The sequence below is a fragment of the Gardnerella rara genome (assembly GCF_055452355.1).
The window spans coordinates 1-23,434 of sequence record NZ_JBVBJP010000006.1 but is presented as its reverse complement, the minus strand read 5'-3'; the positions used below and the strand labels follow the sequence as shown (position 1 = coordinate 23,434).

At 45.6% G+C, this 23,434-nt stretch carries 17 protein-coding genes and 1 pseudogene; 2 read left to right on the top strand and 16 right to left on the bottom strand.

The features are described from left to right. The first annotated feature begins 70 nt into the window (after positions 1 to 70). Positions 71 to 343: a WhiB family transcriptional regulator gene (locus ACZ0NX_RS05865; RefSeq protein ID WP_060786468.1), complete on the top strand. Its 273-nt coding sequence runs from the start codon at positions 71 to 73 to the stop codon at positions 341 to 343. Positions 344 to 352: 9 nt separating this feature from the next. Here ACZ0NX_RS05865 and ACZ0NX_RS05860 read toward each other — a convergent pair whose 3' ends face one another. The 9 genes from ACZ0NX_RS05860 to aroC form a co-directional block, all read right to left on the bottom strand. After that, positions 353 to 1,837 carry a sensor histidine kinase gene (locus ACZ0NX_RS05860; protein WP_060786467.1) on the bottom strand — a complete coding sequence of 495 codons (1,485 nt, stop codon included), beginning with the start codon at positions 1,835 to 1,837 and terminating at the stop codon, positions 353 to 355. A gap of 149 nt (positions 1,838 to 1,986) precedes the next feature. Next, positions 1,987 to 4,014 (bottom strand): dipeptide ABC transporter ATP-binding protein, encoded by a 2,028-nt coding sequence (locus tag ACZ0NX_RS05855; RefSeq protein WP_464406088.1) that lies wholly within the window; start codon positions 4,012 to 4,014, stop codon positions 1,987 to 1,989. Between the two features lie 23 nt (positions 4,015 to 4,037). After that, positions 4,038 to 5,027 (bottom strand): ABC transporter permease, encoded by a 990-nt coding sequence (locus ACZ0NX_RS05850; RefSeq protein WP_060786465.1) that lies wholly within the window; start codon positions 5,025 to 5,027, stop codon positions 4,038 to 4,040. 14 nt (positions 5,028 to 5,041) lie between these two features. Then, on the bottom strand, positions 5,042 to 5,968 hold the full coding sequence (locus ACZ0NX_RS05845; RefSeq protein WP_060786464.1) for an ABC transporter permease: 927 nt from the start codon (positions 5,966 to 5,968) through the stop codon (positions 5,042 to 5,044). Between the two features lie 219 nt (positions 5,969 to 6,187). Then, positions 6,188 to 7,819 carry a peptide ABC transporter substrate-binding protein gene (locus ACZ0NX_RS05840; RefSeq protein ID WP_464406086.1) on the bottom strand — a complete coding sequence of 544 codons (1,632 nt, stop codon included), beginning with the start codon at positions 7,817 to 7,819 and terminating at the stop codon, positions 6,188 to 6,190. 516 nt (positions 7,820 to 8,335) lie between these two features. Further along, positions 8,336 to 10,003, bottom strand: coding sequence for a CTP synthase (locus tag ACZ0NX_RS05835; protein ID WP_415689214.1), 1,668 nt, complete (start codon positions 10,001 to 10,003; stop codon positions 8,336 to 8,338). Between the two features lie 60 nt (positions 10,004 to 10,063). Then, a complete protein-coding gene (aroQ, locus tag ACZ0NX_RS05830; RefSeq protein ID WP_415689290.1) occupies positions 10,064 to 10,504 on the bottom strand; it encodes a type II 3-dehydroquinate dehydratase in 441 nt (146 codons plus the stop codon). Positions 10,505 to 10,543: 39 nt separating this feature from the next. Next, positions 10,544 to 12,310 carry a bifunctional shikimate kinase/3-dehydroquinate synthase gene (locus ACZ0NX_RS05825; RefSeq protein ID WP_464406084.1) on the bottom strand — a complete coding sequence of 589 codons (1,767 nt, stop codon included), beginning with the start codon at positions 12,308 to 12,310 and terminating at the stop codon, positions 10,544 to 10,546. Then, positions 12,307 to 13,494, bottom strand: a complete 1,188-nt coding sequence (aroC, locus tag ACZ0NX_RS05820) for a chorismate synthase (protein ID WP_464406083.1) — start codon at positions 13,492 to 13,494, stop codon at positions 12,307 to 12,309. The genes ACZ0NX_RS05825 and aroC overlap by 4 nt, the downstream gene beginning before the upstream one ends. Before the next feature lie 222 nt (positions 13,495 to 13,716). On the opposite strand from aroC, the gene ACZ0NX_RS05815 reads away from it, so the two are divergent. Continuing rightward, entirely contained in the window at positions 13,717 to 14,217 is a 501-nt protein-coding gene (locus ACZ0NX_RS05815; RefSeq protein ID WP_464406081.1) for an A24 family peptidase, read from the top strand. Positions 14,218 to 14,923: 706 nt separating this feature from the next. Here ACZ0NX_RS05815 and mltG read toward each other — a convergent pair. The 7 genes and pseudogenes from mltG to galT all read right to left on the bottom strand — a co-directional run bounded on the left by mltG (position 14,924) and on the right by galT (position 22,410). Continuing rightward, a complete protein-coding gene (mltG, locus tag ACZ0NX_RS05810; protein WP_464406079.1) occupies positions 14,924 to 16,081 on the bottom strand; it encodes an endolytic transglycosylase MltG in 1,158 nt (385 codons plus the stop codon). 94 nt (positions 16,082 to 16,175) lie between these two features. Beyond that, positions 16,176 to 16,640, bottom strand: a pseudogene (gene ruvX / locus ACZ0NX_RS05805) (Holliday junction resolvase RuvX); the annotation flags it as partial. Between the two features lie 60 nt (positions 16,641 to 16,700). Then, complete coding sequence (gene alaS / locus ACZ0NX_RS05800; protein ID WP_464406077.1) at positions 16,701 to 19,385, bottom strand: alanine--tRNA ligase; 2,685 nt, start codon at positions 19,383 to 19,385, stop codon at positions 16,701 to 16,703. A 41-nt stretch (positions 19,386 to 19,426) separates the two neighbouring features. Further along, positions 19,427 to 19,705, bottom strand: coding sequence for a hypothetical protein (locus tag ACZ0NX_RS05795; RefSeq protein WP_060787144.1), 279 nt, complete (start codon positions 19,703 to 19,705; stop codon positions 19,427 to 19,429). Further along, on the bottom strand, positions 19,705 to 20,139 hold the full coding sequence (locus ACZ0NX_RS05790) for a DUF948 domain-containing protein (protein WP_060787145.1): 435 nt from the start codon (positions 20,137 to 20,139) through the stop codon (positions 19,705 to 19,707). Before ACZ0NX_RS05790 ends, ACZ0NX_RS05795 begins: the two co-directional genes overlap by 1 nt. 120 nt (positions 20,140 to 20,259) lie before the next feature. Beyond that, the gene (locus ACZ0NX_RS05785) at positions 20,260 to 20,934 is read right to left on the bottom strand and encodes a histidine phosphatase family protein (RefSeq protein WP_464406074.1); all 675 of its coding nucleotides are present in this window, start codon (positions 20,932 to 20,934) and stop codon (positions 20,260 to 20,262) included. Between the two features lie 96 nt (positions 20,935 to 21,030). Further along, entirely contained in the window at positions 21,031 to 22,410 is a 1,380-nt protein-coding gene (galT, locus tag ACZ0NX_RS05780; protein WP_464406141.1) for a galactose-1-phosphate uridylyltransferase, read from the bottom strand. Positions 22,411 to 23,434 lie beyond the last annotated feature (1,024 nt).

The following is a 23,434-nucleotide window of genomic DNA, read 5'->3' as shown; positions in this document are numbered from 1 at the left end:
AGTTTTTATGTAAAATCTAACAACTTTGATTAGTAAGTGTAAACGCGTTTAAAAAAGAGGTTATTTACTTATGAGTAGCGCATTCGACTGGCGTTCCAAAGCAGCTTGCCGAGATAAGGATCCTGAGCTATTTTTCCCAGTGGGAAACAACAGTGCATCCAGTCAGCAAGTTGAAGAAGCCAAAGCGGTGTGCCGAACTTGTAACGTTGCAGACAATTGCTTAAGATGCGCTCTAGAAACAAGCCAAGATTACGGCGTTTGGGGCGGCCTTAGTGAAGACGAAAGGCGCTCGCTAAAGCGTAGAGCAATGCGAGCGCGCAGAAATCAAAACGCCGAATTTTAAGTAGATAGACTACTCTACTCCAGGCACGCGCAGCTTAATATCTAGCAGAACGCGAGTTCCACCCTCTCTGCGCGATTCCCACTTAACAGTGCCTCCAAAGTCGTTAGTAACAAAGGTATTGATTAGCTGAGTGCCTAATCCAGAGCCAGAAGATTTTGCCATTCCATGCAAGGATTCGCTTTCGATTCCGCCACCATTATCTTCTACAACAATACTAAGATTGTCTCCACCGCGGCCAACGGAAATCTTAATATGACCCTCACTCATGCCTTCAAAACCATGCTCCACCGCATTAGTAACAAGCTCGGTTAAAACAAGTGAAAGAGGCGTGGCATCTTGAGCCGCAAGTTTGCCAAATTTACCACAAAAATCAACTGTAATATTTTGATTCTGCGAAGCAAGCTCAATAGACATTTTAAGTAAACTAGAAATCACTTTATCAAAGTCAACAACCTCGTCCGCTGTTTGACTTAAGCCTTCGTGAACAAGAGCAATAGTCTGAACGCGCCGCTGAGCCTCTTCTAGCTCTTTACGAACCTCTTGAGACTTAGTTTTTCTAGCTTGCAAACGAAGCAATGCGGAAACAGCTTGAAGATTATTCTTAACGCGATGATGAATCTCGGAAATAGTAGCGTTCTTAGTTTGAAGCTCTTTTTCCCTTCTAAGAACCTCTGTAACATCTCGGCAAAGAACAACCGCACCAGTTCGATCGTTTGGCCCATATAACGGCAGCGAGCGCATAGACACAACAGAATTGTTTACTTCTAGCTCGCAATCAACGTCTGCTTTACCGCTTAAAACCAAAGGCAAGCTCTCGGGAACAACATCGTTTGTGCGAAGAAGCCGCGCTCCAAATTCGCACAAAAACTCGCCTTGCATAGTGTCTAGTCCACCAAGTCTGCGGAAGCAGCTGATTGCGTTTGGAGAAGCGTAACGCACAACACCGCTTTCTTCTAATACAATAAAACCATCGGCAACTCGAGCATTGTGGCGCTGATTTAGCATTGAATCGTGGTACGGAAACTGCTCGCGCGCAATCATGTCGAACAAAGTTTTGCCAGCATTAATGCTTTCCGTCTCGTACCTACCGTTTGATTCTCTTGTTGCAAGATTTGTTTCCCTAAGAACCAAGCCAAGCGTTTTGCCATTGTGACGAACAGGAGCATAAACGTTGCAAACAGTAGCTCTACCAACAGTTCTTAAAACAGAAGAGTGGAAGCTTGTTTCTTTGCTCATTGCCGCTTCTAGCTCTTTGTGCATTGATTCATCTAGCTTTACGCCGAGTAAATCTTCGGTTCTAAGCGTTATTGCTGTAGATGGACGGCATTGTTCTGCTACAACGTAATCGCCATTGCCATTTTGAATAACCAAGAGCAAGTCTGCAAAACTTAAATCTGCTATAACCTGCCAGTCTGCTACAAGATGATGAAGCCATTCGCGATCCGACTCGTCAAAATCTGGACGCGTTGCAAGAATATGAGAAAAATCAGCCATGATTTAATAATATAAACACGCAAATATAAACACGCGAAGATTCTAAAGTTTCGCAAGTACCTATAAAACAAAGGTGCAGAAGTTTATCTCCTGCACCTTTATCTATTGCATCTTTATTGCACCTTTATTGCACTAATACAAATCTTGCACTAGTCCAATCCAAGTTCCAGATTTCCACCAGGAATTGCATCGAGAAGATCTCGAGTGTACTCCTTTTGCGGATGATCAAACACTTCGTCGGTTGTAGCGTGCTCAACAAGCTTTCCGTGTTGCATAACAACAACCTCGTCTGCAATCTGACGAACCACAGCCAAATCGTGAGTGATGAACAAGTAGCTTAATCCGCGCTCCGCTTGCAAATCGTTAAGCAAATGCAAAACCTGATCTTGAACAAGCACGTCTAGCGCAGAAACCGCTTCATCGCAAACGATTACATCTGGATCCAATGCCATTGCACGCGCAATCGCAATGCGCTGACGCTGGCCACCAGAAAGCTCGTTCGGGAATCGAGTCATAACAGAAGCAGGCATGCGAACCATGTCCAAAAGCTCGCGCACGCGGTTCTGACGGCTCTTTTTACTTCCAATCTTATGAATACGCAAAGGCTCTTCAATCGAACGATAAATCGAATACATTGGGTCTAGCGAACCGTAAGGATTTTGGAACACTGGCTGCACATGGCGGCGGAAGTCAAGCAAATCCGCGCCCTTTAAGTCGGCAATATTCTTGCCTTCGTAGGTAACAGTTCCGCTTGTAGGCTTAAGCAACCTTAAAACCATGTTTGCAACAGTAGACTTACCAGAACCAGATTCACCCACGATTGCCAACGTTGTTCCGCGCTTAATAGAGAACGAAACATCATCAACAGCCTTAAACAGCTCCTTCTTACGCGGAAGCTTAAACTCGCGAGTTAAGTGATCTACCGTAATAATATGCTCGCTCTTTTCCAGAGTTTGCTCACCCACTACGTGATGCTCAAGCAAATTATCCGCGTTACCGCCATGCTCCTTAACGGAGATGATTCGCTGAGAAGCCAGGCTTGGAGCCGCTGCAACTAATCGCTTAGTATAAGGATGCTGCGGGTGCTGCAAAACGTCCAAAGATGGACCAGATTCAACAACACGACCCTTATACATAACAACAACGTGCTGTGCGCGAGCCGCAGCCAAACCTAAATCGTGAGTAATAAACAGAACGGAAGTTCCAAGAGAATCGGTAAGCGTATGCAAATGGTCGAGAATACGCTTTTGCACAGTAACGTCGAGTGCGGAAGTTGGCTCATCTGCAATCAGCAAATCTGGTCGGCAAGCCAAACCAATGGCGATTAACGCGCGCTGGCGCATGCCTCCAGAAAACTCATGTGGGAACTGGCGTGCGCGAGTTGCAGCATCTGGTAAACCAGCTTCATCTAGCAAGCCAGCAATACGGTCTTCAACGCTTGCACCAACAACATACTTCTTGGCGATTTCCCAAGCTTTGTCGTCGTTCACACCGTACTTGATTAAATCGTCTGCAACGCGCCAACGAGTTTCGGAGCCTGGAACCCACTCTTTTTTGTAGTATTCCATGGCTTCATTAAACTTTTCGGCATTTGTTTGCTCACTAAGACCAACCTGTGCCAAAGCCTGCTTTGCTTCTTCCAACAATGCACCCAATTCCTTAGAACCAAGGAATGTTTCGTCATCATTGCTTTTTACTTCTACAGCGTCTCCAGCCAAAGCTTCTGCCAAAGCGGAACGCTTCTCGTGATCAACATCAACTCCATTTGCCTTCAAAGCCTCTTTAACCTGCGTGCCAATTCTCCACACAGGGTTCAAGTTGCTCATAGGGTCTTGCGGAACCAATCCCATTGCGCTTCCACGCAAAGCTGCAAACTCTTTTGGCTTTAGATTGCTTATTTCTTGGCCTTTTAGCTTAATAGAACCGCCCGTAACGTGGCCTGTTCCTGGAAGCAAACCCAAAACCGCCATTGCCGAAGTGGACTTTCCAGAACCAGATTCGCCCACGATTGCAACCCACTGACCTGGGTAAACGTTAAAGCTAGCATCTCTAACAGCATGTACAGCTTTTTTAGAATCCGTTGTAAAGTCAACCTGAAGATTTTTGACTTCCAGCAAAGGACCCTGCTCGCGCTGCATTGCAAAGGTATCTACATTTTTACGTGTTGCTGTGTTCATAATCACTATTCCTCCACGCTAACTTACGCCTTGCGGCTCTTTGGATCCAACGCATCTTTTACAGCGTCGCCCATCATAATAAAGGCGAGAACAGTAATAGCGAGCGCAATAGACGGATAGAACAAGACTTCTGGATTTGTAGTAAGAACATTTCTAGCAGTAGAAATATCTACACCCCAGCTAACGGTTGTAGTTGGCAAACCAATACCCAAGAAGCTAAGTGTTGCTTCCAAAACAATGTAAGAACCGAGAGAAGTTGTGCCTACAACAATGATTGGAGCTAACGAGTTTGGAATAATATGGCGGAACAGATTTCGCATTGGCGTAGAGCCTAAGGCCGTGGATGCCGTGTTAAATTCCAGATTCTTGGATTCCATTACGGCACTTCTTGCGATTCGAGCAACGCCTACCCATCCAAAAAGAACCATAACAAACACGATTTTCCAAATCGACTTAGATGTACGGAACATCTGCAAAACTACGATTGCACCCAAAAGCATTGGCAAAGCTAAGAAGATATCGGTGATTCGGCTAAGAACAGCATCAACCCATCCACCAAAGAATCCAGCTAAAGCGCCAATTAGCGATCCAACTAACACCACTAAGGCGGTTGCAAGCAAGCCAACGCTTAGAGATGTGCGGGTTCCGTATACAACTCGAGCGTAAATATCGCAGCCCTGCATGTCGAATCCAAATGGATGCGCTGCAGAAGCTGGCTCAAGAGAGTTCTCCAAAACACAATAATTAGGATTGTGCTTTGTAAGCACGCCTGGGAAAAGCGCAACGAAAATAATTGCAATAATCAAAACTGCAGAAACAATAAACAGTGGGTTTCTGCGCAAAGATCGCCAAGCGTCTGCCCACATGCTTGTAGCTGGAGCGGACTCGTCTACGGAATCAACTTCTTGAAGAGGTGTATCGTCAAGAGGTGCAACGTATCGTTCCTGGCCTGGCAGAGTATTGTAATTTGCGTTATTTGTAGTCAAATTATTTTCCATCAAATTATCTTCCATAATGTCTGCTCTCCTTACGCGTAGCGAATGCGCGGATCTAGAGCCGCGTACAACATGTCAACAAGAAGATTGCTGACTACAAATATCAACATAAGAAGCGTAACTATAGAAACAACAAGGTTTCCTTCTCCCTTTAAAATTCCCTGATAGGTAAGGAAGCCAACGCCATGAATGTTAAAGATTGTTTCCGAAATCATAGCGCCGCCCATAAGCGCGCCCAAATCCTGACCCAAGAAGGTAACAACAGGAATAAGTGAATTTCGCAAAATGTGTCGAACAATAACGGAGCCTTCTTTTAAGCCCTTTGCTCGAGCCGTACGAACATAATCAAGTGCAATATTCGAAGAGATTTCCGACCTTGTAAGTCGAATAATATAGGCCATTGAAACAGACCCAAGAACTATTGCAGGAAGAAGAAGATCGTAGAACCCTGGGTCATTGCTTGCAGTAACAGGCATGATTTGCCACTTAACACCAAACACGTATTGGCCAATAAAGCCAGTAACAAATGTTGGCACAGAAATAAGAAGAAGCGATACAACAAGAATTACACTGTCGTACCACTTTCCTTTCTTTAAGCCAGAGATTATGCCAAAAGCCACGCCGAACAAAGCTTCAAAGGCAAACGCCATCAACGCAAGCTTAATGGTTACTGGAAATGCGCGGCCAATCTCGTCAATAACAGGCTGGCCAGCAAAAGTATGACCAAAATCAAGAGTAAGCGCATTCTTTAAGAACAACAAATACTGAATAATAAATGGCTTATCCAAGTTATACTCGGCACGAATCTGTGCTTCTACCGCATGATTAATTGGTTTATCACCAAACATTGCTTTAACTGGGTCTCCAGGCAAAGCAAACACCAAAGCGTACACCAACAATGTTGTGCCGAGAACCACAGGAATCATCTGCAGAACACGGCGCAGAACATATTTACCCATTGGTTTCTCCTTATATACTTACTTAAAAATTCGCAAAGCACATACCCAACTTTTGTGCGATTGCATACTATTTATCCAACCTAAGTAAAAACACAAAGTGCTGCCTCGAACAGCGGATAGAATTTTGTAATTTTATTCGCCATTCGAAGGCAGCAGCACGTTTTTACATGCTATTCAATTATGATTTATTTTTTACTATAGCTACTTAATCTTAGATCTTTACTTGTGAAGCTTGTAGTAAAGTGGCATGTTCTGCCAATCCATTACAAAGCCCTTCAAGCTTGGAACCATAACAGCCTTAGCGTTCGAGTAGAACAGCGGGATGTATGGAAGATCCTCAAGAAGAATCTCGTTAGCCTGCTGATAAAGCTTAGTTGCCTCAGCTGGCTGAGAAGAAGAAGCCTTCTTAAGCAAATCATCAAACTTAGGATTCTTGTAATCAGCTTCGTTGGAGCCATTTCCATCTGCAGCAACGGAAGCAAATTCCTGAGTCAAGTAGTTTTCTGGGCTTGGGTAATCTGGCATCCAGCCTGCACGCCATGCACCCTTAATCTGACGGTTGGAGCATGCGTTACGGAACTCTTGGAATGTTGGAACTGGAGTGGTTTCAGCATTGATGCCAAGATTGTTCTTCAACGAATTCACAACTGCGTCAAACACAGACTTAGCGTTGCCATCAGCGTTGTAAGTAAAGGTAAGAGGACCATCATACTTAGAGATCTTATCTGCCTTTGCCCAAAGCTCCTTAGCCTTTGCGGCATTAAACTTAAGGTGTTCGTGACCCTTAAGATCTGCCTTGTAGCCTGGAGTCAAAGGAGAAGTGAACTCGTTTGCAGGAGATGCCGTGCTGTTAAGAACCTTCTTGATGATGGTTTCGCGGTCGATTGCCATAGAAACAGCCTGACGACGCAAGCGTCCTTCTTCGGTGGTTACATCGAAGTGTGGCAATTTTGCAGGAATACCGAACTGCTGGATTACGGAACCTGGACGGTTGTAAGCAGTAACAGTCTTATCCTTTTGGAAGGTCTTAGTTTCGGTATCTGGAATGTTATCGGTCATATCAAGATTGCCAGACTGAACATCGCGGTAAGCAGCGGTGCCATCGGTGTAAATCTTAAAGGTAACGCCATCATTCTGAGCCTTACGTGGGCCATCATAATCTGGGTTCTTTACAACTTCAATCTGCTTGTTGTGATCCCAAGACTTAAACAGGTATGGGCCAGAAGAAACAGGCTTTTCGCCATAAGCCTTTGGATTCTTGTAGAAGGATTCTGGAAGTGGAGCGAATGCAAGGTAACCAACCTTAATAGCAAACACGGAATCTGGCTGGTTCAAATCAACGGTAAAGGTGTACTTATCTACAACCTTTAAACCAGAAAGCTGCTCGTCGCCCTTAGTGTCCTTCTTCTGCAAGTCTTCGTAACCCTTAATGGTTTGGAAGAAGGAAGCGCACTTCTGAGCATTCTTAGCGTTTGCTACAAAGCTCCAAGCCTTGGTGAAGCTTTCTGCGGTGATTGGGGTGCCATCGCTAAACTTCTTGTCTTTTTTAAGCTTAACAGTGTACTGAGTTGCATCCGCGTTTGGAGTTACGCTCTCGGCATCCTCGTTTACCGTGTTGCCCTTTTCATCAAAAGTGACCAACGTGGAGTTGACCAATACAGCAGGACGAGCGCCAGCATTTTCGTTAATGTTTCCTGGAACAAGCTCGTTCTGAGGCTCGGAGTCGTTTACGGTAATAATAACCTTACCACCATTTGTTTGAGCGGTCTTCGAGGCAGAAGAACCGCATCCACCGAGCAGCATAGCAACCGAGCACGCAGCTGCGGCAAAAAGTAATGCCTTATTCTTCATATGTTTTCTCCTAACGTTGGGTATGGCAGGATTCAATTAATTATCACGAAAAAGTCTCATTACAAGCTTTGCAGGCTTTACAGGCTACAGGCTTACAGGCTTAATAAATAAAATCCACCTAGTATTTATTGCCAGATGGATTCTTTGCAAAGCCAATAAGGAGGCCTCTTCGTTGATTAAAATTCAATCATACGGATTTTATTAAACAACGCAAGCTTAAAGTCTAAATGTAAAATTTACTGTTATTTTGCCTATAAATCATAAAAATAACTATTATTATAGAAAATTATTGGATTAAATCGTATTTTATATGATATTTTACCAAGTCTTTTACATCTGTAGTTATATTACAAAAATGTAAATTTGCATGCTGAATATGTAACGAATATGTTAAACACTGCAAGATATGCATCAAGATATTCAAATATTAATCAAATAAAAAGTGGTGTAAAATCGCACCCAAAATCACGATTTTACACCACTTAATAAATTAAGTCAAATTGCTAGCAGATTAAATCACTTGGCGTTATTTGCCTGATGATCAAGAGCAGCCGCCACTAATCCAGCAAACAAAGGATGAGGCTTAGTTGGGCGAGACTTAAACTCTGGATGAGCCTGAGTTGCCACATAGAATGGATGAACACTCTTAGGAAGCTCCACAAACTCAGTCAAATTACCATCTGGGCTTTGGCCACTAATACGCAAACCGGCTTCGCGCAAGCGATCCTTATAAGCCACGTTCACTTCGTAACGGTGACGATGACGCTCAGTAACATGCGTAGAGCCGTAAAGCTCAGCAACGATAGAGCCTTCTTCAAGCGTTGCAGGGTAAGAGCCGAGTCGCATTGTGTGACCCATATCTCCCTTACCAGCCACAATATCTTTCTGCTCTTCCATAGTTGCGATTACTGGATCTCCACAATCCTTTTCGAACTCTGTGGAATTAGCATCTTCAAGTCCAAGCACGTGACGAGCGTACTCAATAACCACAGATTGCAATCCAAGGCAAAGACCAAGAGTTGGCAGGCCATGCTCGCGAGCGTAACGGAGCGCGCCAATCTTGCCTTCAATGCCGCGAATACCAAATCCGCCTGGAATAACCATGCCGTCCATTTGGTCCAGAGCTGCAGCAGCACCTTCTTGAGTTTCGCACTTATCGGCAGCAACCCAACGCACGTTTACCTTAGCCCAGTTTGCAAAACCGCCAGCCTTAATGGCCTCCGTAACGGAAAGATATGCATCTGGCAAATCAATATACTTGCCAACAATTGCAATGTTTAGCTCATGCTTTGGATGATGTACGCGCTCAAGCAAATCTTCCCACTCGTTCCAATCAACATCGTGGAATGGAAGCTCAAGCTCACGCACAACGTACGCATCCAAGCCCTCGTTAAACAAAATCTTTGGAACATCGTAAATGCTTGGAGCATCCACGCAATTTACAACACCTTCGGCATCAACATCGCACATAAGCGAAATCTTGTCTTTAATGCCCTGATTAAGAGGACGATCCGAACGCAAAACAAGAGCGTCTGGAGAAATGCCAAGAGACCTAAGCATCATCACGGAATGCTGAGTTGGCTTAGTCTTCAACTCGTGAGCGGCTGCAATGTATGGAACAAGCGAAACGTGTACAAACATGCAGTTTTCTGGGCCTAAATCGCGACGAACCTCGCGAGCTGCCTCCAAAAATGGCTGAGATTCAATGTCTCCAACAGTACCGCCGATTTCCGTAATGATTACGTCTACATCGTCGCTAGCCTGCGCACGCATACGCGATTTAATTTCGCCAGTAATGTGTGGAATAACCTGCACGCACTGACCCAAATACTCGCCAGCGCGCTCTTTTCTAAGCACGGATTGATAAATCTGGCCAGTTGTAACATTAGCTTTTTGGCTAAGAAAAACATCGAGGAATCGCTCGTAGTGACCAATGTCAAGATCTGTTTCTGCGCCATCTTCTGTAACGTAAACCTCACCATGTTGGAATGGGTTCATTGTACCTGGGTCAACATTGATGTAAGGATCAAGTTTTTGTTGCAAAACGTGAAGACCGCGGCTGCGCAAAAGCCTGCCTAAAGACGATGCAGTAAGACCTTTTCCGAGGGACGAAACAACGCCACCAGTAACAAAAATATGCTTTGTAATATGCTCCTGAGAGTTACCATGTTTTCTTCTAACCATGGAACTCCATAGTATCTTTTAGCCTCGACTCGAGTGTTGTATTAAAAGCAAATCAAAAAGTTATATTAAGTGTGCAACAGCCTCAATCGCAAGCTTGTAGCCATATAGACCCATGCCAGTAATCGTACCAGTTGCAACAGGGCTAATCACGCTTATTTTGCGGAAAGAATCACGCGCAGAAGGATTAGAAATATGCACCTCCATTAGCGGCACTCCAGCGTCCAACACCATGTGAGCCGCATCCGCTAGCGCATAGCTGTAGTGCGTAAAAGCAGCAGGATTCATAACAACAGGAGTATGCGTATCGGCAGCTTCGTGCATCCAATGAACCATTTGCGCTTCATCGTCACTCTGGCGCACTTCTACTTGCAAGTTAAGCTCTTGCGCCCACTTTTTGCAAAGCGCGCACAGAGTTTCAAAATCCTGACTGCCATAAACGTCTGGCTGGCGAACGCCTAATCGCCCTAAATTTGGGCCATTTACTACCAAAACCTTGCGCATATTTATCACATTTTCTTGATTTGCTACATCTACCATTTTCTAACCTCGAATCTTATTAAACGCTTCGCGAATCGCCTCCAGCGGCGGATTATCCAAGTGAATCGGGTTTCCAATCCCGTCTAAAACAACAAATCGCAAGGTGTTACCTCTGGCTTTTTTATCTTTATGCATTAAGTCAAGAACCTTAGCAAAAGCATCGTCATTGCTGCCGCCACCATTCCAAAGCGTTGGAAGACCAAGCGAAGAAAGCAAATCTTTGTGATACTCAACATCTTGAATATTAAGATACCCCAATATTTGCGCAAGATGCGCTGCAAAAACCATTCCAACAGCAACCGCATTTCCGTGACGCCAAGAAAAATGCTCGATTTGCTCAATCGCATGCCCAAGAGTGTGCCCGTAATTTAAAAACTCGCGCAAACCTTGCTCTTTTAAGTCGTTAGAAACGTGGTATGCCTTAACACGCACGCTTTTTTCTATTAAATCGCAAACCAAATTGTTTAAATCCGAATCGCTTAAAATAGAAGGGCCATCAATCGCGCGCAACTTGCTAGCATTTTGTGGATTTTCCAGAATTTGTAAAATGCTAGAATCGCCAATAAACCCAGATTTTACAACCTCTCCCAAGCCTTCAACAAAAATACTGTTAGGCAATGTAGAAAACGCGCAAGTATCGGCCAAAACACCAGCAGGAGTGTAAAAACTACCAACCAGATTCTTGCCAGCCGCAGTATTTACGCCAGTTTTTCCGCCAGTAGAAGCGTCTACCATAGCAAGAAGCGAAGTTGGGCAATTTACGTAGCGAATTCCGCGCATCCAAGTAGAGGCAACAAATCCAGCTAAATCTGTGGCTGCTCCCCCGCCCAAGCCAACAATCGCGTCTGAACGCGTAAACCCTGCGTTTGCAAGGCGCGACCAAACAAAATCCGCAACCTTAACGGTTTTGCCAGCCTCGGCGTCTGGAATAAGAATGTCAAAAACATTATAGCCAGCCGCGCGCAAAATGGTTCTTGCTTTATCGCTATGCCTTTGCACCGGCTGAGTGTGAATCAAAGCCACGCGAACAGGCTCTTTTCCAAGCATTTGTGGCAAAAGGCTCATAGCGCCAGCGCCAATATGAACATCGTAGTCTTCAACATCTTTGCCACTTACATGCACAATTCGTTGCATAATCATATCTTTCAGCTTTCTTGCGGCAGGTTTTGGCGTTAATCCGTAAACGCGAGCGTGCAAATTCGCCACTTTGCAAAACACTGGGTCTCTTTTAACGAACAAATCCAGCCATTGTTTTGCGCCGTCTTTGCCGCTTAGCATAGGGCGATTTGAATTCCAGCTTGCGCGCTCAATTGCATCGTTTGGATCCACTTGCAAGTAAACAACACGGCCGCCGAGTTTTGTATATTTTTTTAAGACTTCTTGCGTTTGCGGGCGCATTGGGGCGCCACCGCCGAGGGCGATTATTGGGGCGAATTGATTAGAATTTGAAAAAATAGCATCCCTAACAATTTGAGCTTCAATATCTCTAAAAGCCTCCTCGCCAAAATCCTTAAAATATTGGCTAATCGGCATATTGATTTCTTGCTCAATTAATTCGTCCGTGTCTATAAATGGAGCGTTTAAAATATGCGCTAATTCTTTGCCAACACGCGTTTTTCCAGCTGCAGGCATGCCGATTATAACGGCTAATGGGATTTGAGCTTGCAAGGCGCCGTGCGATACGTTATGCGAGGCGCTAGGCGAAGCATCACGCGATACGCTTTTTAAGGAATCCAGCAGTGAATCAAGCAAGGAATCTTCTTCGCTCATCTCATATGCTCTTTCCAAGATTGAACGTAATTCTTAGCATTCCTAGCGGTTTCTTCTAGCGAATCTCCGCCAAACTTTTCTAACGCATACTTTGCAAGCGTCAAGCGAACCATTGCCTCTGCAACTACGGAAGCGGCTGGAACGGCCGTAAAATCGGAGCGCTGATTAATCGCCTGCGCTGGCTGGCCAGTAAGCACATCTACCGTTTGCAATGCGCGCGGAATGGACGGAATTGGCTTCATTGCAGCGCGCACGCGAATTGTCTCCCCATTTGACATTCCGCCTTCAATTCCGCCAGCACGATTGCTAAGACGGGTGATTTTTCCATTCTCCCCCGTTACCATTTCATCGTGAGCAGCCGACCCAGGGCGATTTGCCTCTTCGAAACCGTCTCCAATTTCCACGCCTTTAATGGCCTGAATGCCCATAAGAGCCGCCGCCAAAGCTGCGTCCAATCTGCGATCCGACTCTACGTATGTGCCAACTCCAGCAGGCATGCCGTATGCCAAAACCTCTACAACACCGCCAAGCGTATCTGCATTAGCCTTTGCTTCATCGATTCTAGCCATCATTCGCGCTTCGGCATCTTTATCTAGAGTGCGAACAGGCGAAGCGTCCAACGCCTCAACATCATCTGGTGTTGGCAGGGCTAAACTTTTATTGGCATATTCGCCGCCTATTCCTATAACGTGCGCAACTGTGCGCACACCCAATGCCTGCTGCAAAAACGCGGCCGCCACAGCGCCCAACGCCACGCGAGAAGCCGTTTCCCTAGCACTCGAACGCTCCAAAACCTCGCGCGCGTCGCTAAAACCATACTTACGCATGCCCGTTAAATCCGCGTGCCCAGGGCGCGGCCTAGAAAGCGGCGCATTGCGGCCTTCTTTTGGCAAATCGTGGTCTAGTGGGTCTGCGCTCATCACTTCCACCCACTTTGGCCACTCGCTATTTGCGATTTCGATTGCAATTGGAGATCCAAGAGTAACCCCGTGGCGAACGCCCGTTAGCAAACGCACCTTGTCTTGCTCAAACTTCATTCGCGCTCCGCGACCGTAGCCAAGTCGCCTGCGTGCAAGAGCAGAAACAATATCTGCACTAGTAATCTTTATACCCGCAGGCACGCCTTCAATCATTGCCACCAGCGCTTCTCCGTGCGACTCCCCTGCCGTCTGCCATCTAAGCATGCCTTCTCCAATCGCGTTGTGCGTTATATTTGTACGTTATATTTATTGATATACGTCCTGCACTCAATACTTTACTTTATTTTAAATCAATACTCGATTCTAAATTCTTTATTCTACTAACCACTAAGTATTGCCCATAATCCCAAACCAACTGCAAAAGCCTTTAACCACATTGAGTGAAATTTATTGCGCGCACAGCTTTCGCGCATTTAGCATAATCAAATGAGCCAGTTTATTATTACTTGTTTGTTTGCAACACCAACGCTTGTATGCACGATTGCAGTGTGTGCAACGGATTTAATCAGCCGCGTTGTGCCTAGACTTTGGGTTGTACTAGCCGCTTTTGCGCAATCTGCGGCGAACCTTATTTTTTCGCTAATTACTTTGCATAATATTAATTTTCTTTTGCGCGGCTGGCTTTGCGCAGTAGCAGTTTTTGCATTCTACGTTTTGGTGCAAAAATTTTGCGCGCGCGGAGCACTTGGATTTGGAGACGTTACGTGCGCATCTATGATTGCTCAGGCTTTGGCATTATTTGGATTTGATTGCATAATCTACTGGTTTGCATTAGTTAGCATATTTGGATTAATTTGGATTTTAGTGTGGAAAATCTGCCCTAAAGTCTGCTTGCGATTTTTCCGCGTTAAGTCTAAAAATGTGCAAAATAAAATCCCGTTCGTACCCGTCTTAGCTGCATCTGCGTTCATAGCTGTTATGCTTTGAACTTTTGCTGCGATTTTATAGCGTTAAGCAAGGTAGAGATTCGAGATTTTTCGCCCTGAATGAGATGTATCGCTCGCGCGTTACAGCGCGCTCACGTCTTCGCTTGCGTTGAAAGCACACTGTGCTTTCAACTTTGAGCAAGCTCAGCGAATCGAAGTGCATTCGCGCGCCACGCTTTAAGCGCTCATGCAAGTCGATTCGCAGCTCTTTGATGGTGATTCATCGAATGAAGAAGAAAAATCGAGAATCTCGGTGATTAGCGATACGTAATTGTTCAAGCACGCAAGAGGGCTGGGTGATTCTTGGTCGAACATTATAAGAGCGGCAGCCGATACCAAACAACCCAATGACACACGCCTACAAACAAACTTAAACCAAAAACAAAATCAAAGCCAAATCGGAACAACCGCAACTCTAGACAACGCGTAATAGGCGGAGCGTTGTGAGACAAGAATTAGCCAGCCCTCCTACACACCAAGCTAGGAAAACCGCTCGCGCGTTACAGCGCGCTCACGTCTTCGCCGCACGTAAAGTCCACTGGACTTTACGTTTGAGCGGCTCAGCGCTCCGAATTGCCTTTTCGCGCTACGCTCTAAGCTCGAAGGCAGGTCGTCGCGCCTGCGAGGAGAGAAATACTCAAACCTCGCGCAACAACAAGTAAGGAAATATCGTTCGCGCGGTCTAAGCACTCAGGTAGGTCGGAGCGCTAGTTAGCGTTTTCGTTGGAGCGCTTATACTCGTCGCGAATCTTTAAGAAATCGTCGTAGTTATCCGCAAACTTAGTTTCGCCCGTCTTTAAGTTGGTGGTAACAAAATAAATCCATGGACCATTTGCTGGATTAAGAGCCGCCAAAATCGCGTTATCTCCAGGAATACTTATAGGAGTAGGCGGCAGCCCCTTGTGAATCCTAGTGTTGTACGGATTGCTTGCATCGTCTAGCTGCGATTGCGTAAGATTAATCGCCTTAATCCCAATGCCGTACGCAACCGTGGTATCCATTCCCAAAGGCATGTTTTTAGCTAAACGATTTAAGATTACGCGCGAAACTTTGCCGTAGTATTCGCGATTATTGACTTCCGCTTCTGCAATGGATGCAATTTTAAGAATCTTTTGACGCAAATCGCCTTTAGGAACACCTAGAGAATCAAGCTTTTTAACGCGCTTATCTACCATTTTTTCAAGTATTTTACTAGCAGACTTCATGGCTTTTACGTTGTAAACTCCAGGCTCTAACCATCCTTCAAAGCTTCCGCCCGCTTCTGGAGGCAAAATCCCCATTCCGTCTGCGCTTTGAATCGCGTTAAATTGAGCAATATCGATTCCAGAGATTTGCGCAGCTTTGCGAATAACGTCTGTTGCGCGCTCGCCTGCCTTAACGTCTAAGAATCCGCCCGCCTTGCTTTGGTCGGAAAGAATGTCCACTGCGTCCATGGAATTCATGTGTTTTTTAAGCGCGTAAATTCCTGGATACAAAATCTTGTTGTTTGCGGCGACAATGTTGGAAAATGTGGATTGCGACTTTACAACCTGCGCTTTAACAAGATTGTTTCCCACTTCTACAGATCCCTGGCCTGGCTCAATCGTAAATTCAACGAACCCACTTCCAGGCCCTGGCCAGTCTTCCATAATTGCCGACTGACTATTATTTCTTACATAAACCGCAACGCGATATAAGCCATACCCAACAACAAATAGCAGCGCAAAAACTAGTGCAAGAATGAATGCAACTATGCGATTTCTTTTATTTTTGCGATTTTTACGCGCTTTAATCGCTTTTCGGGATTTTGGCGGCACAGGAGGATTGGAGGAATCGTGGCTCCATTTAGCGTTTTGATTGAAAAAATCGTCTATATTCTCACTCATTAAACGCTTCCTTTCTGCTGTAATCGCCTTGCGGGTCACTTTGTAAATTACTTTGCGTGTCGCTTTGCAAATCGCCTTGCGAGTCGCCTTTTATATTTTTACAAGCATTTTTGTAATCGTCAATCGCAGATTGCAAAATCAACACTGCCGACTGCTGATCAACCATTGGACGATGTTTTTTAGTGGAAAAATCAGCATCTAACAGTTGTTTATGAGCAGTAACTGTTGTTAGCCGCTCGTCTTTAAAAACGACTTCTGGAATAAAATCAAGCGACCAATCGCCATAATCAAAAAGCGATTTAATGCGTTTGGCTAAATTAGCACCCCATCTGCGCGCTTTTTTGGCAGACTTGCCCTCGGATCCGTCTAATTGCAAAGGCAAACCAATTACAACTCGGCTCACGTTATTGTCTTCAATAATGTTAAGAACATCTTCAATAGCGTTAAACGAGTCACCATAAGCCTGAATATTGCCAATTGGGTGAGCAAAAGTCAGCTCAGGGTCGGACTTAGAAAGCCCAACCCTGGCATCTCCTAAATCAATACCTAACCACACCATGAATTTTATGCTGCTCTTGGTAAAGATTATATCGTTTTGTTTTAAGCGTGTAGCTACGCACTAGTCGAGCTTAGCCACTTCGCTCTTAACAGCCTCAAGCGCTTCGTCAATCTTAGAAGCATCTGCGCCGCCGCCCTGAGCAAAGTCTGGCTTGCCGCCACCGCCGCCGCCAAGCACCTTGGAAGCAGTACGCACAAGATCGCCAGCCTTAGCACCAGCCGAGCGAGCAGCCTCGTTTGTGGCCACAGCAACCATTGGCTTATCGCTCTCATTTACGCCGCACAGTGCAACGATTACTGGCGAATCTTCGCCCAAGCGAGAACGAACGTCAAGAACCGTCTTGCGCAAAGCGTCGAAGGAACCGAAGTTTCCAACATTCTTTACAGCAAGCTTAACCTTGGTGCCGCTTTGCTTAGCCGCTTCAACCAATTCTGGAACAGCCTCGTTAAGCTGTGATTCATAAACAGAAGCAAGCTTGCGGTCGGAATCCTTCATCTTGTTAAGCAAAGACTCTAAGCGCTCAGCCAACTCGTCTGGACGAGCGTTGACCATGTCCGAAAGTTGCGCAACCAATGCGTGCTCGCGAGCGCCATATTCGTACGCTTCTTCGCCGCAAAGCGCGTCGATACGGCGTACGCCAGAGCCAATAGAAGACTCAGAAAGGATTGTAACCATACCAATCTTGCCCGTGCTCTTAGCATGAGTACCGCCGCAAAGCTCACGGCTCCAGCCGTCGCCAATCTCTACAACGCGCACAATATCGCCATACTTTTCGCCGAACAAGTGCATTGCTCCAAGCTTGAAAGCGTCGTCGATTGGCATCTCCTTTGGAACAACTTGCAAGTCTTCGCGAATGCGCTCGTTTACGCGAGCCTCTACGCGCAACAATGCATCTTTATCAACAGCCTTTGGCCACTGGAAGTCAAAACGCAAGCGATCTGGATCTACTACAGAACCGCGCTGAGTTGCCTGTGGGCCAAGCTCCTCTCGCAAAGCCTTGTGAAGAGTGTGAGTTGCAGTGTGGCTTCGAGCCAAAGCAGCACGGCGCACCTGGTCAATATTGGTGTTTACAGGAGCACCAACGCTAAGCGTACCTTCGGTAAGTCGGCAGCTGTGAACAATCAAATCCTTGATTGGACGCTGCACGTCGTCGACTTCCAAAATTGCGCCATCGTCGGAAATAATCTCGCCCTGATCGGCAATCTGGCCGCCGCGCTCAGCATAGAATGGCGTGCGATCAAGAATAACCTCCACGTTTGCAGGAGCGCTAACGCTTTTAACAGAGCCCTTGCCTGCTTCAACAATTGCCAAAACGTTGGAACGGCTGGAAAAGTCTGTGTAACCGAGGAAGTCGATTGGCTTTTCTAGCTCCTTCTTAATATCGTCGTAAACGCTAACGTCTACATTGTGGCGCTTCTTCAAAGCATCCGCACGAGCGCGGCCCTTCTGTTCGCTCATAAGCTCGCGGAACTTAGCCTCGTCAACCTTAACACCCTGCTCAGCAGCCATCTCCAGAGTCAACTCAATTGGGAAGCCGTAAGTATCGTGCAAAGTAAAGGCGTCTGCACCGCCAACCATAGGTTCGTCCTTGTGTTCTTTCTTAGCTTTTTCCACAGCCAAATCAAGAATAGTCGTACCCTTTTCTAGAGTGCGGCGGAAGGCATCTTCCTCACCGTATGCAGCTTCGCTAACCTCGTGGAAAGTGTTGTTAAGCTCTGGGTAGCTTGGCTCCATAGCGCCCTTAGAAACTGGGAACAAGGTTGGCAAAACTGGATCTTGCACACCAAGCATACGCATTGCGCGAACAGTTCGGCGAAGAAGACGGCGAAGAACGTATCCACGGCCAACATTGCTTGGACGCACGCCATCGCTCATAATCATCAAAGCGGAACGCACGTGATCTGCCACAACACGGAAACGAACATCCGCATCGGCATTGCTTCCGTACTTTACGCCACTAAGCTTTTCTGCAGCTTCAATAACTGGGTAAACTTCGTCGGTTTCGTAAATGTTTTCCTTGCCCTGCATAAGGTAAGCCAAACGCTCCAAACCGGCACCCGTATCGATGTTCTTTTGATCAAGCTCACCAACAATATGCAAATCGGTCTTAGACTTTACGTTGTCTACCTGGAAGTTCTCAAAAACCAAATCCCAAATCTCAATAAAGCGAGATTCGTCGGCAGCAGGACCGCCATCCTTTCCATATTCTGGGCCGCGATCAACGTAAATCTCGGAGCATGGGCCGCCAGGGCCAGGGCCACCAGTAGTCCAGAAGTTATCTTCCATGCCAAAAACTTGCATGTGCTCTGGGTCAAAGCCCTCATTCTTCCAGATTGCGCGAGCTTCGTCGTCGTCTGTAAAAGTAGTAACCCAAAGCTTTTCTGGGTCAAAACCATAGCCGCCCTTATCTTGAGGAGTTGTTAAAAGCTCCCAAGCATAGTGGATTGCTTCTTCTTTAAAATAGTCACCAAAGCTAAAGTTTCCAACCATTTGGAAGAAGGTGCCGTGACGAGTGGTTTTGCCAACTTCGTCAATATCGAGCGTACGCACGCATTTTTGGTTAGACGTCATTCTGCGCGAAGGAGGTGTTTGCTCTCCCAAAAGATAAGGTATGAATGGAACCATGCCTGCAATCGTAAAAAGCGTCGTTGGATTTGGAGAAATCAGCGATGCCGAAGGCACGACCATATGGCCATTCTTGGCAAAATAATCAAGATAACGCTTTGCAATTTCTGCTGTGCGCATGGGTACGAACTCCTTTTTTATTTATCAGACTTAGTATAAGACTACTTAGTATAAGACTTATTTGTAAACGAATCGTCACGTTTATCGGCGTACTTGTCGGCATACTTAGAGTTAAGCTGCGACTCGTGGGCTTTTCTGCTGGAATTAAAATCATTGTACAAAGACAAAATCGTGCTTAAAGTAAGATTCTTTGGGTCTTTATCGAAGAAGAAATTCCTAGCGCTTTGTGGGAACTTTTCCTTAACGTACGCGCGAGCCTTTGTAACAGACATAACTCCCATTACAAAACCGATGCAAATCCAAAATAAACGCTTAAACATCACTCCCCCTTAGGCATAAATGACTCGCCAGAATTTGCCGCGTGCCTAGCAGAAGATTCTGCAGCATCCGTTGGAACAGTAGCTTTGTTAAAGAATGCGTTAAAAGTATCTTTAAGCGCGTAGCAAGCAGAGGCAATTTTAACAACTGGCTTTCCAAGAAAAGCACCATACAAATCCGTAAGAGCGCCAACATTTGTAGCAGTAGTGCGAGCGGCTCCCGTAACGGCATTAACGTCTTCTAAGGTTTTGTTCACTTGCTTTACTGTAGTAACAGATTCGTCGATAGCAGGCAAAGCGTGTTCGCCCGATTCCTTAACGGTTTGAGCAATCTGATTAAACATTTTACCCAGCCTAATAAGCGGATAAATCATAAATCCCGAAAGCACCGCAAACGAAATAGCCGCAATTAGAGCAGCAATGTCTCCAACGCTCATCGTAACCTCTTTCCTGCTGTTTTGCACACGACTACCCACGCAATGTATTTAAAAGATTAACGAAGAGTCAAGACTCTTTTTAAAAATTTAACGAACAATTTTTTAGCAAACTTATTGTATTTACTCGTTGTATCCCTTAATTGTTATAGCCTGATCGATTGGAACTGCCGTGTTGAAATCAAGGCGAGTTACACTTCCATTTTGCGGGCGTTCGCTTAAATCGTAACCAACAGGCGCAAAACGATGCATAAGACTTAAAAGCGTGTTTCCGTGGGAGATTTGCAAAACGTTGTCTCCGTCTTTTAGCGCTGGGTTGCTGGCGATTATATTAAAACCACCTTCAACGCGCTTCCAATATTCAATATCTGACTCCGCATCGTGGAATGGGTCGGCCTCTTTAAGCATGTCTCTAGTTGCAGCCAGCCCAAACTTTTCAACGATTTCGTTATATGTTTTTGCTCCGTGAGGCGCACCTGCAGCCCACCAAGCCATATTCATATCTTGACCTTCAAAATAGCCGTAGCATTGCTCGCGAAAATGCATATCGCTTACAAGCTGTGGGCGTGCATGAGTGTGCTTTTCGTTTTCGATTAAAATGCGCTCAGCTGTGATTTGCGCGCGAGTTGTATCGGAGCAATATGCGGCAGCAAAAACAACGCTCTTAAGCTTTTGAGCCGCTAAATCGGCGTCTTTAAGCCCTTTTGGAGTTAATGGAGAATTGCTCCAGCCTTGCAAGCGATTGTAACAATTAAACATGGTTTGGCCATGACGAACTAAATAAAGATGCAGCAACATAACTTAATCATCTCACTTTTTGAGTAAAACGCGCAAAAATTAGACTGATTAAAACTAATCAAAACTGACTAATCAATGCTGACTAATCAAAACTGACTAATCAAGATCAACATCTCCTAATTCTTGGAATCGCTTTGCAATCAGCTCTGGAGTGGTATCGGAAATCCAAGACGCCATTCCCGCTTCCGACCCAGCCAAATACTTGATTTTATTGGCATCTCGCATAAACGAGAAGAATTGCAAATTAAGGCGATAATGCGAACGACGAGAATCGTGTACAGGAGCTTGATGCCATGCTGCAACGTAAGGCAAATCAACGAATTCGCTAGAAGAAGAATCGAAAGCTAACGAATTACCTGCAGATGCAGATTCTCCCGCGTTCAAAGGCGATAATCCAAAGAACTTATTAGCACGCCTAAGAAGAGTTATGTAGATTTGCGCCAAATCCCAACGCTCTTGATCGTCAAGCTGATCCAAAGTAAGAACGTCTCGAACAGGAGCAACATGCACCTCTAGCGGCCAACGCGCGGCAGCTGGAACATACGCAACCCAACTGTGATTATGCATAATCACGCGCTTTTTAGCCTCAATCTCTGAATTCATTAAATCCTTAAGAAGATTGCTACCCGTGCGCTCAAAATAAGCCTCCGTGTGGCGCAACTCCTGCTCCAACCTAGGGGCAATAAATGGATACGCATAAATCTGACCATGAGGATGATGCAAAGTCACGCCAATCTGGCTTCCGTGATTTTCAAACGGATAAATCTGCTCAATTCCTTCGATTTGGCTAATTTCTGCGGTTCTAAACGCCCAAGCTTCAACAATTGTGCGCATACGCAAAACGGAAAGATTAGCTGGCAGCATGTCTTCGTTGGAGCTAAAGCAAATCACTTCGCATCGTCCAGCCGCAGGAGCCTGCTTCCACAGCGGATTTCCATCAACGTATGTTGTTGTGTTTGGAACACCCGCAACCTTTGCCATAGCTGGGTAGCGATTTTCAAAAACAACAACGTCGTAATCTTCGTCTGGAATTTCGCCATTTTGGTACTCGCACTGTGGCTTTCTGCCAGCAAATGGGTCGATTCTTGATTTAGTAGAATCCGCCGCAGAATCCGCCGCAGAACCATGATTATTTGAATCCGCACTAAGAATAGTAGCTGGTCGCTTTGCCCACAACCTAGACATTGGAATCCAGTCCCCAGTAAGCGGATCTTGTCGCATTTGCGGCGCCTCGCTAGGAACCTCATTTCCATTTTCATCAACACGCGAAGTAAAGCGATACGGCAACTTTCTAGGGTCAATCAGCTCCCTTGTTTTGTGGCCGCTAACATATTCTGGATTGTCGTCTATGTAGAAAAAGTCGCGACCGTCGGAAAGCTTTGTTGCTGTAATGCGAATATGCTCGCGCGCGTAGGTTCCTGGGCGGTACAACCTATACGGATACTCTCCGCCAAAATCGCGAATCGGAGCTTGCACTGGGCGCGGCGGCTCTTGCGAATCAATATCGCCTAAAACCGCAGGCATTTGCTGCGTTGCGTACAACGAATCGCGCACATCTGCCGCAGCTTCTCCTTCCGCTTGAGCCACAAGGCTACTAAGCGACGAATCCCCAACACCCGTGCTTGTAATCTTGCTCATAACCGTCTCGTTTGCACCGCCAGCTTTGTTTCTAGCGCGAATCGCCTTAACGTCTATTGCGTCAAAAGCATCTGTATCTTCTAGGCTTTTTTCGACTTCTCGCTCATCTGCCTTCTTGTGCTTCGAAGCATCGTCAATCTCGAATCCTGCAGCTGCTCCGCCTTCAAAGCCACCGCCTGGGCCTGCAAATCCAGCCGTAGTTGGAATATTGTGCAACCCATCAATCTTTTTAGGCTCTACCACAAAACCACCCCTTCAAAAGTATTATTGGTAACGTCTAATGCATGTTTGCAAATTGCGCGCGCGGCATTTTGTTGTGAGGCTAGCGCATTCGCTTTGGTATTTTGTTGAGACATCTTTGACTCCATCGTCTCTTTTACTCTTTGTCTTCTTTGTCTTCTTTGTCTTCTTTGTATTTATTACGTTTTCTTGTTTTTACGTTTTCTTGTTTGTATCTTATTTTGTATCTTATTAATCACACGCTTTAGACGCTTAGTTATCTATTATATATTTTCTTATTCAACACTCGCACAATGTTATATTTTGTAACATAACGGGCGCTGTTGTAATTATTATATGTGATTTTGTTTTGTTATTAAAGTGTTTTGTTGCAAAATGTGCGGTTGCTTGCGACCTTTCCCTAACAAAAGTTAATACGCACCAACACATAACCAGCTTTTGGCATAATTCATACTGCTTTTATACGAGCACACTACGCGCTAAGCAAAAAGGCAGGTCGTCGCGCCTGCTTTTGTTTCCCAAAACACCAAAAATGGGAACAAACGCGGGGAAAAATAAACAAACACGGGCAAGTGTTCTTGCTTTTGTTCCCAAAATCGGCCAAAACGTAAACAAACACGGG

Coding starts and splice junctions, on each gene's coding strand:
- ACZ0NX_RS05865 (WP_060786468.1), top strand. CDS start 71: ATGAGTAGCGCATTCGACTGGCGTTCCAAAGCAGCTTGCCGAGATAAG.
- ACZ0NX_RS05835 (WP_415689214.1), bottom strand. CDS start 10,003: ATGGTTAGAAGAAAACATGGTAACTCTCAGGAGCATATTACAAAGCAT.
- ACZ0NX_RS05815 (WP_464406081.1), top strand. CDS start 13,717: ATGAGCCAGTTTATTATTACTTGTTTGTTTGCAACACCAACGCTTGTA.
- ACZ0NX_RS05855 (WP_464406088.1), bottom strand. CDS start 4,014: ATGAACACAGCAACACGTAAAAATGTAGATACCTTTGCAATGCAGCGC.
- ACZ0NX_RS05850 (WP_060786465.1), bottom strand. CDS start 5,027: ATGGAAGATAATTTGATGGAAAATAATTTGACTACAAATAACGCAAAT.
- ACZ0NX_RS05785 (WP_464406074.1), bottom strand. CDS start 20,934: ATGTTGCTGCATCTTTATTTAGTTCGTCATGGCCAAACCATGTTTAAT.
- aroQ (WP_415689290.1), bottom strand. CDS start 10,504: ATGCGCAAGGTTTTGGTAGTAAATGGCCCAAATTTAGGGCGATTAGGC.
- alaS (WP_464406077.1), bottom strand. CDS start 19,385: ATGCGCACAGCAGAAATTGCAAAGCGTTATCTTGATTATTTTGCCAAG.
- ACZ0NX_RS05825 (WP_464406084.1), bottom strand. CDS start 12,310: ATGAGCGAAGAAGATTCCTTGCTTGATTCACTGCTGGATTCCTTAAAA.
- ACZ0NX_RS05795 (WP_060787144.1), bottom strand. CDS start 19,705: ATGTTTAAGCGTTTATTTTGGATTTGCATCGGTTTTGTAATGGGAGTT.
- ACZ0NX_RS05860 (WP_060786467.1), bottom strand. CDS start 1,837: ATGGCTGATTTTTCTCATATTCTTGCAACGCGTCCAGATTTTGACGAG.
- ACZ0NX_RS05790 (WP_060787145.1), bottom strand. CDS start 20,139: ATGAGCGTTGGAGACATTGCTGCTCTAATTGCGGCTATTTCGTTTGCG.
- aroC (WP_464406083.1), bottom strand. CDS start 13,494: ATGCTTAGATGGCAGACGGCAGGGGAGTCGCACGGAGAAGCGCTGGTG.
- mltG (WP_464406079.1), bottom strand. CDS start 16,081: ATGAGTGAGAATATAGACGATTTTTTCAATCAAAACGCTAAATGGAGC.
- ACZ0NX_RS05840 (WP_464406086.1), bottom strand. CDS start 7,819: ATGAAGAATAAGGCATTACTTTTTGCCGCAGCTGCGTGCTCGGTTGCT.
- ACZ0NX_RS05845 (WP_060786464.1), bottom strand. CDS start 5,968: ATGGGTAAATATGTTCTGCGCCGTGTTCTGCAGATGATTCCTGTGGTT.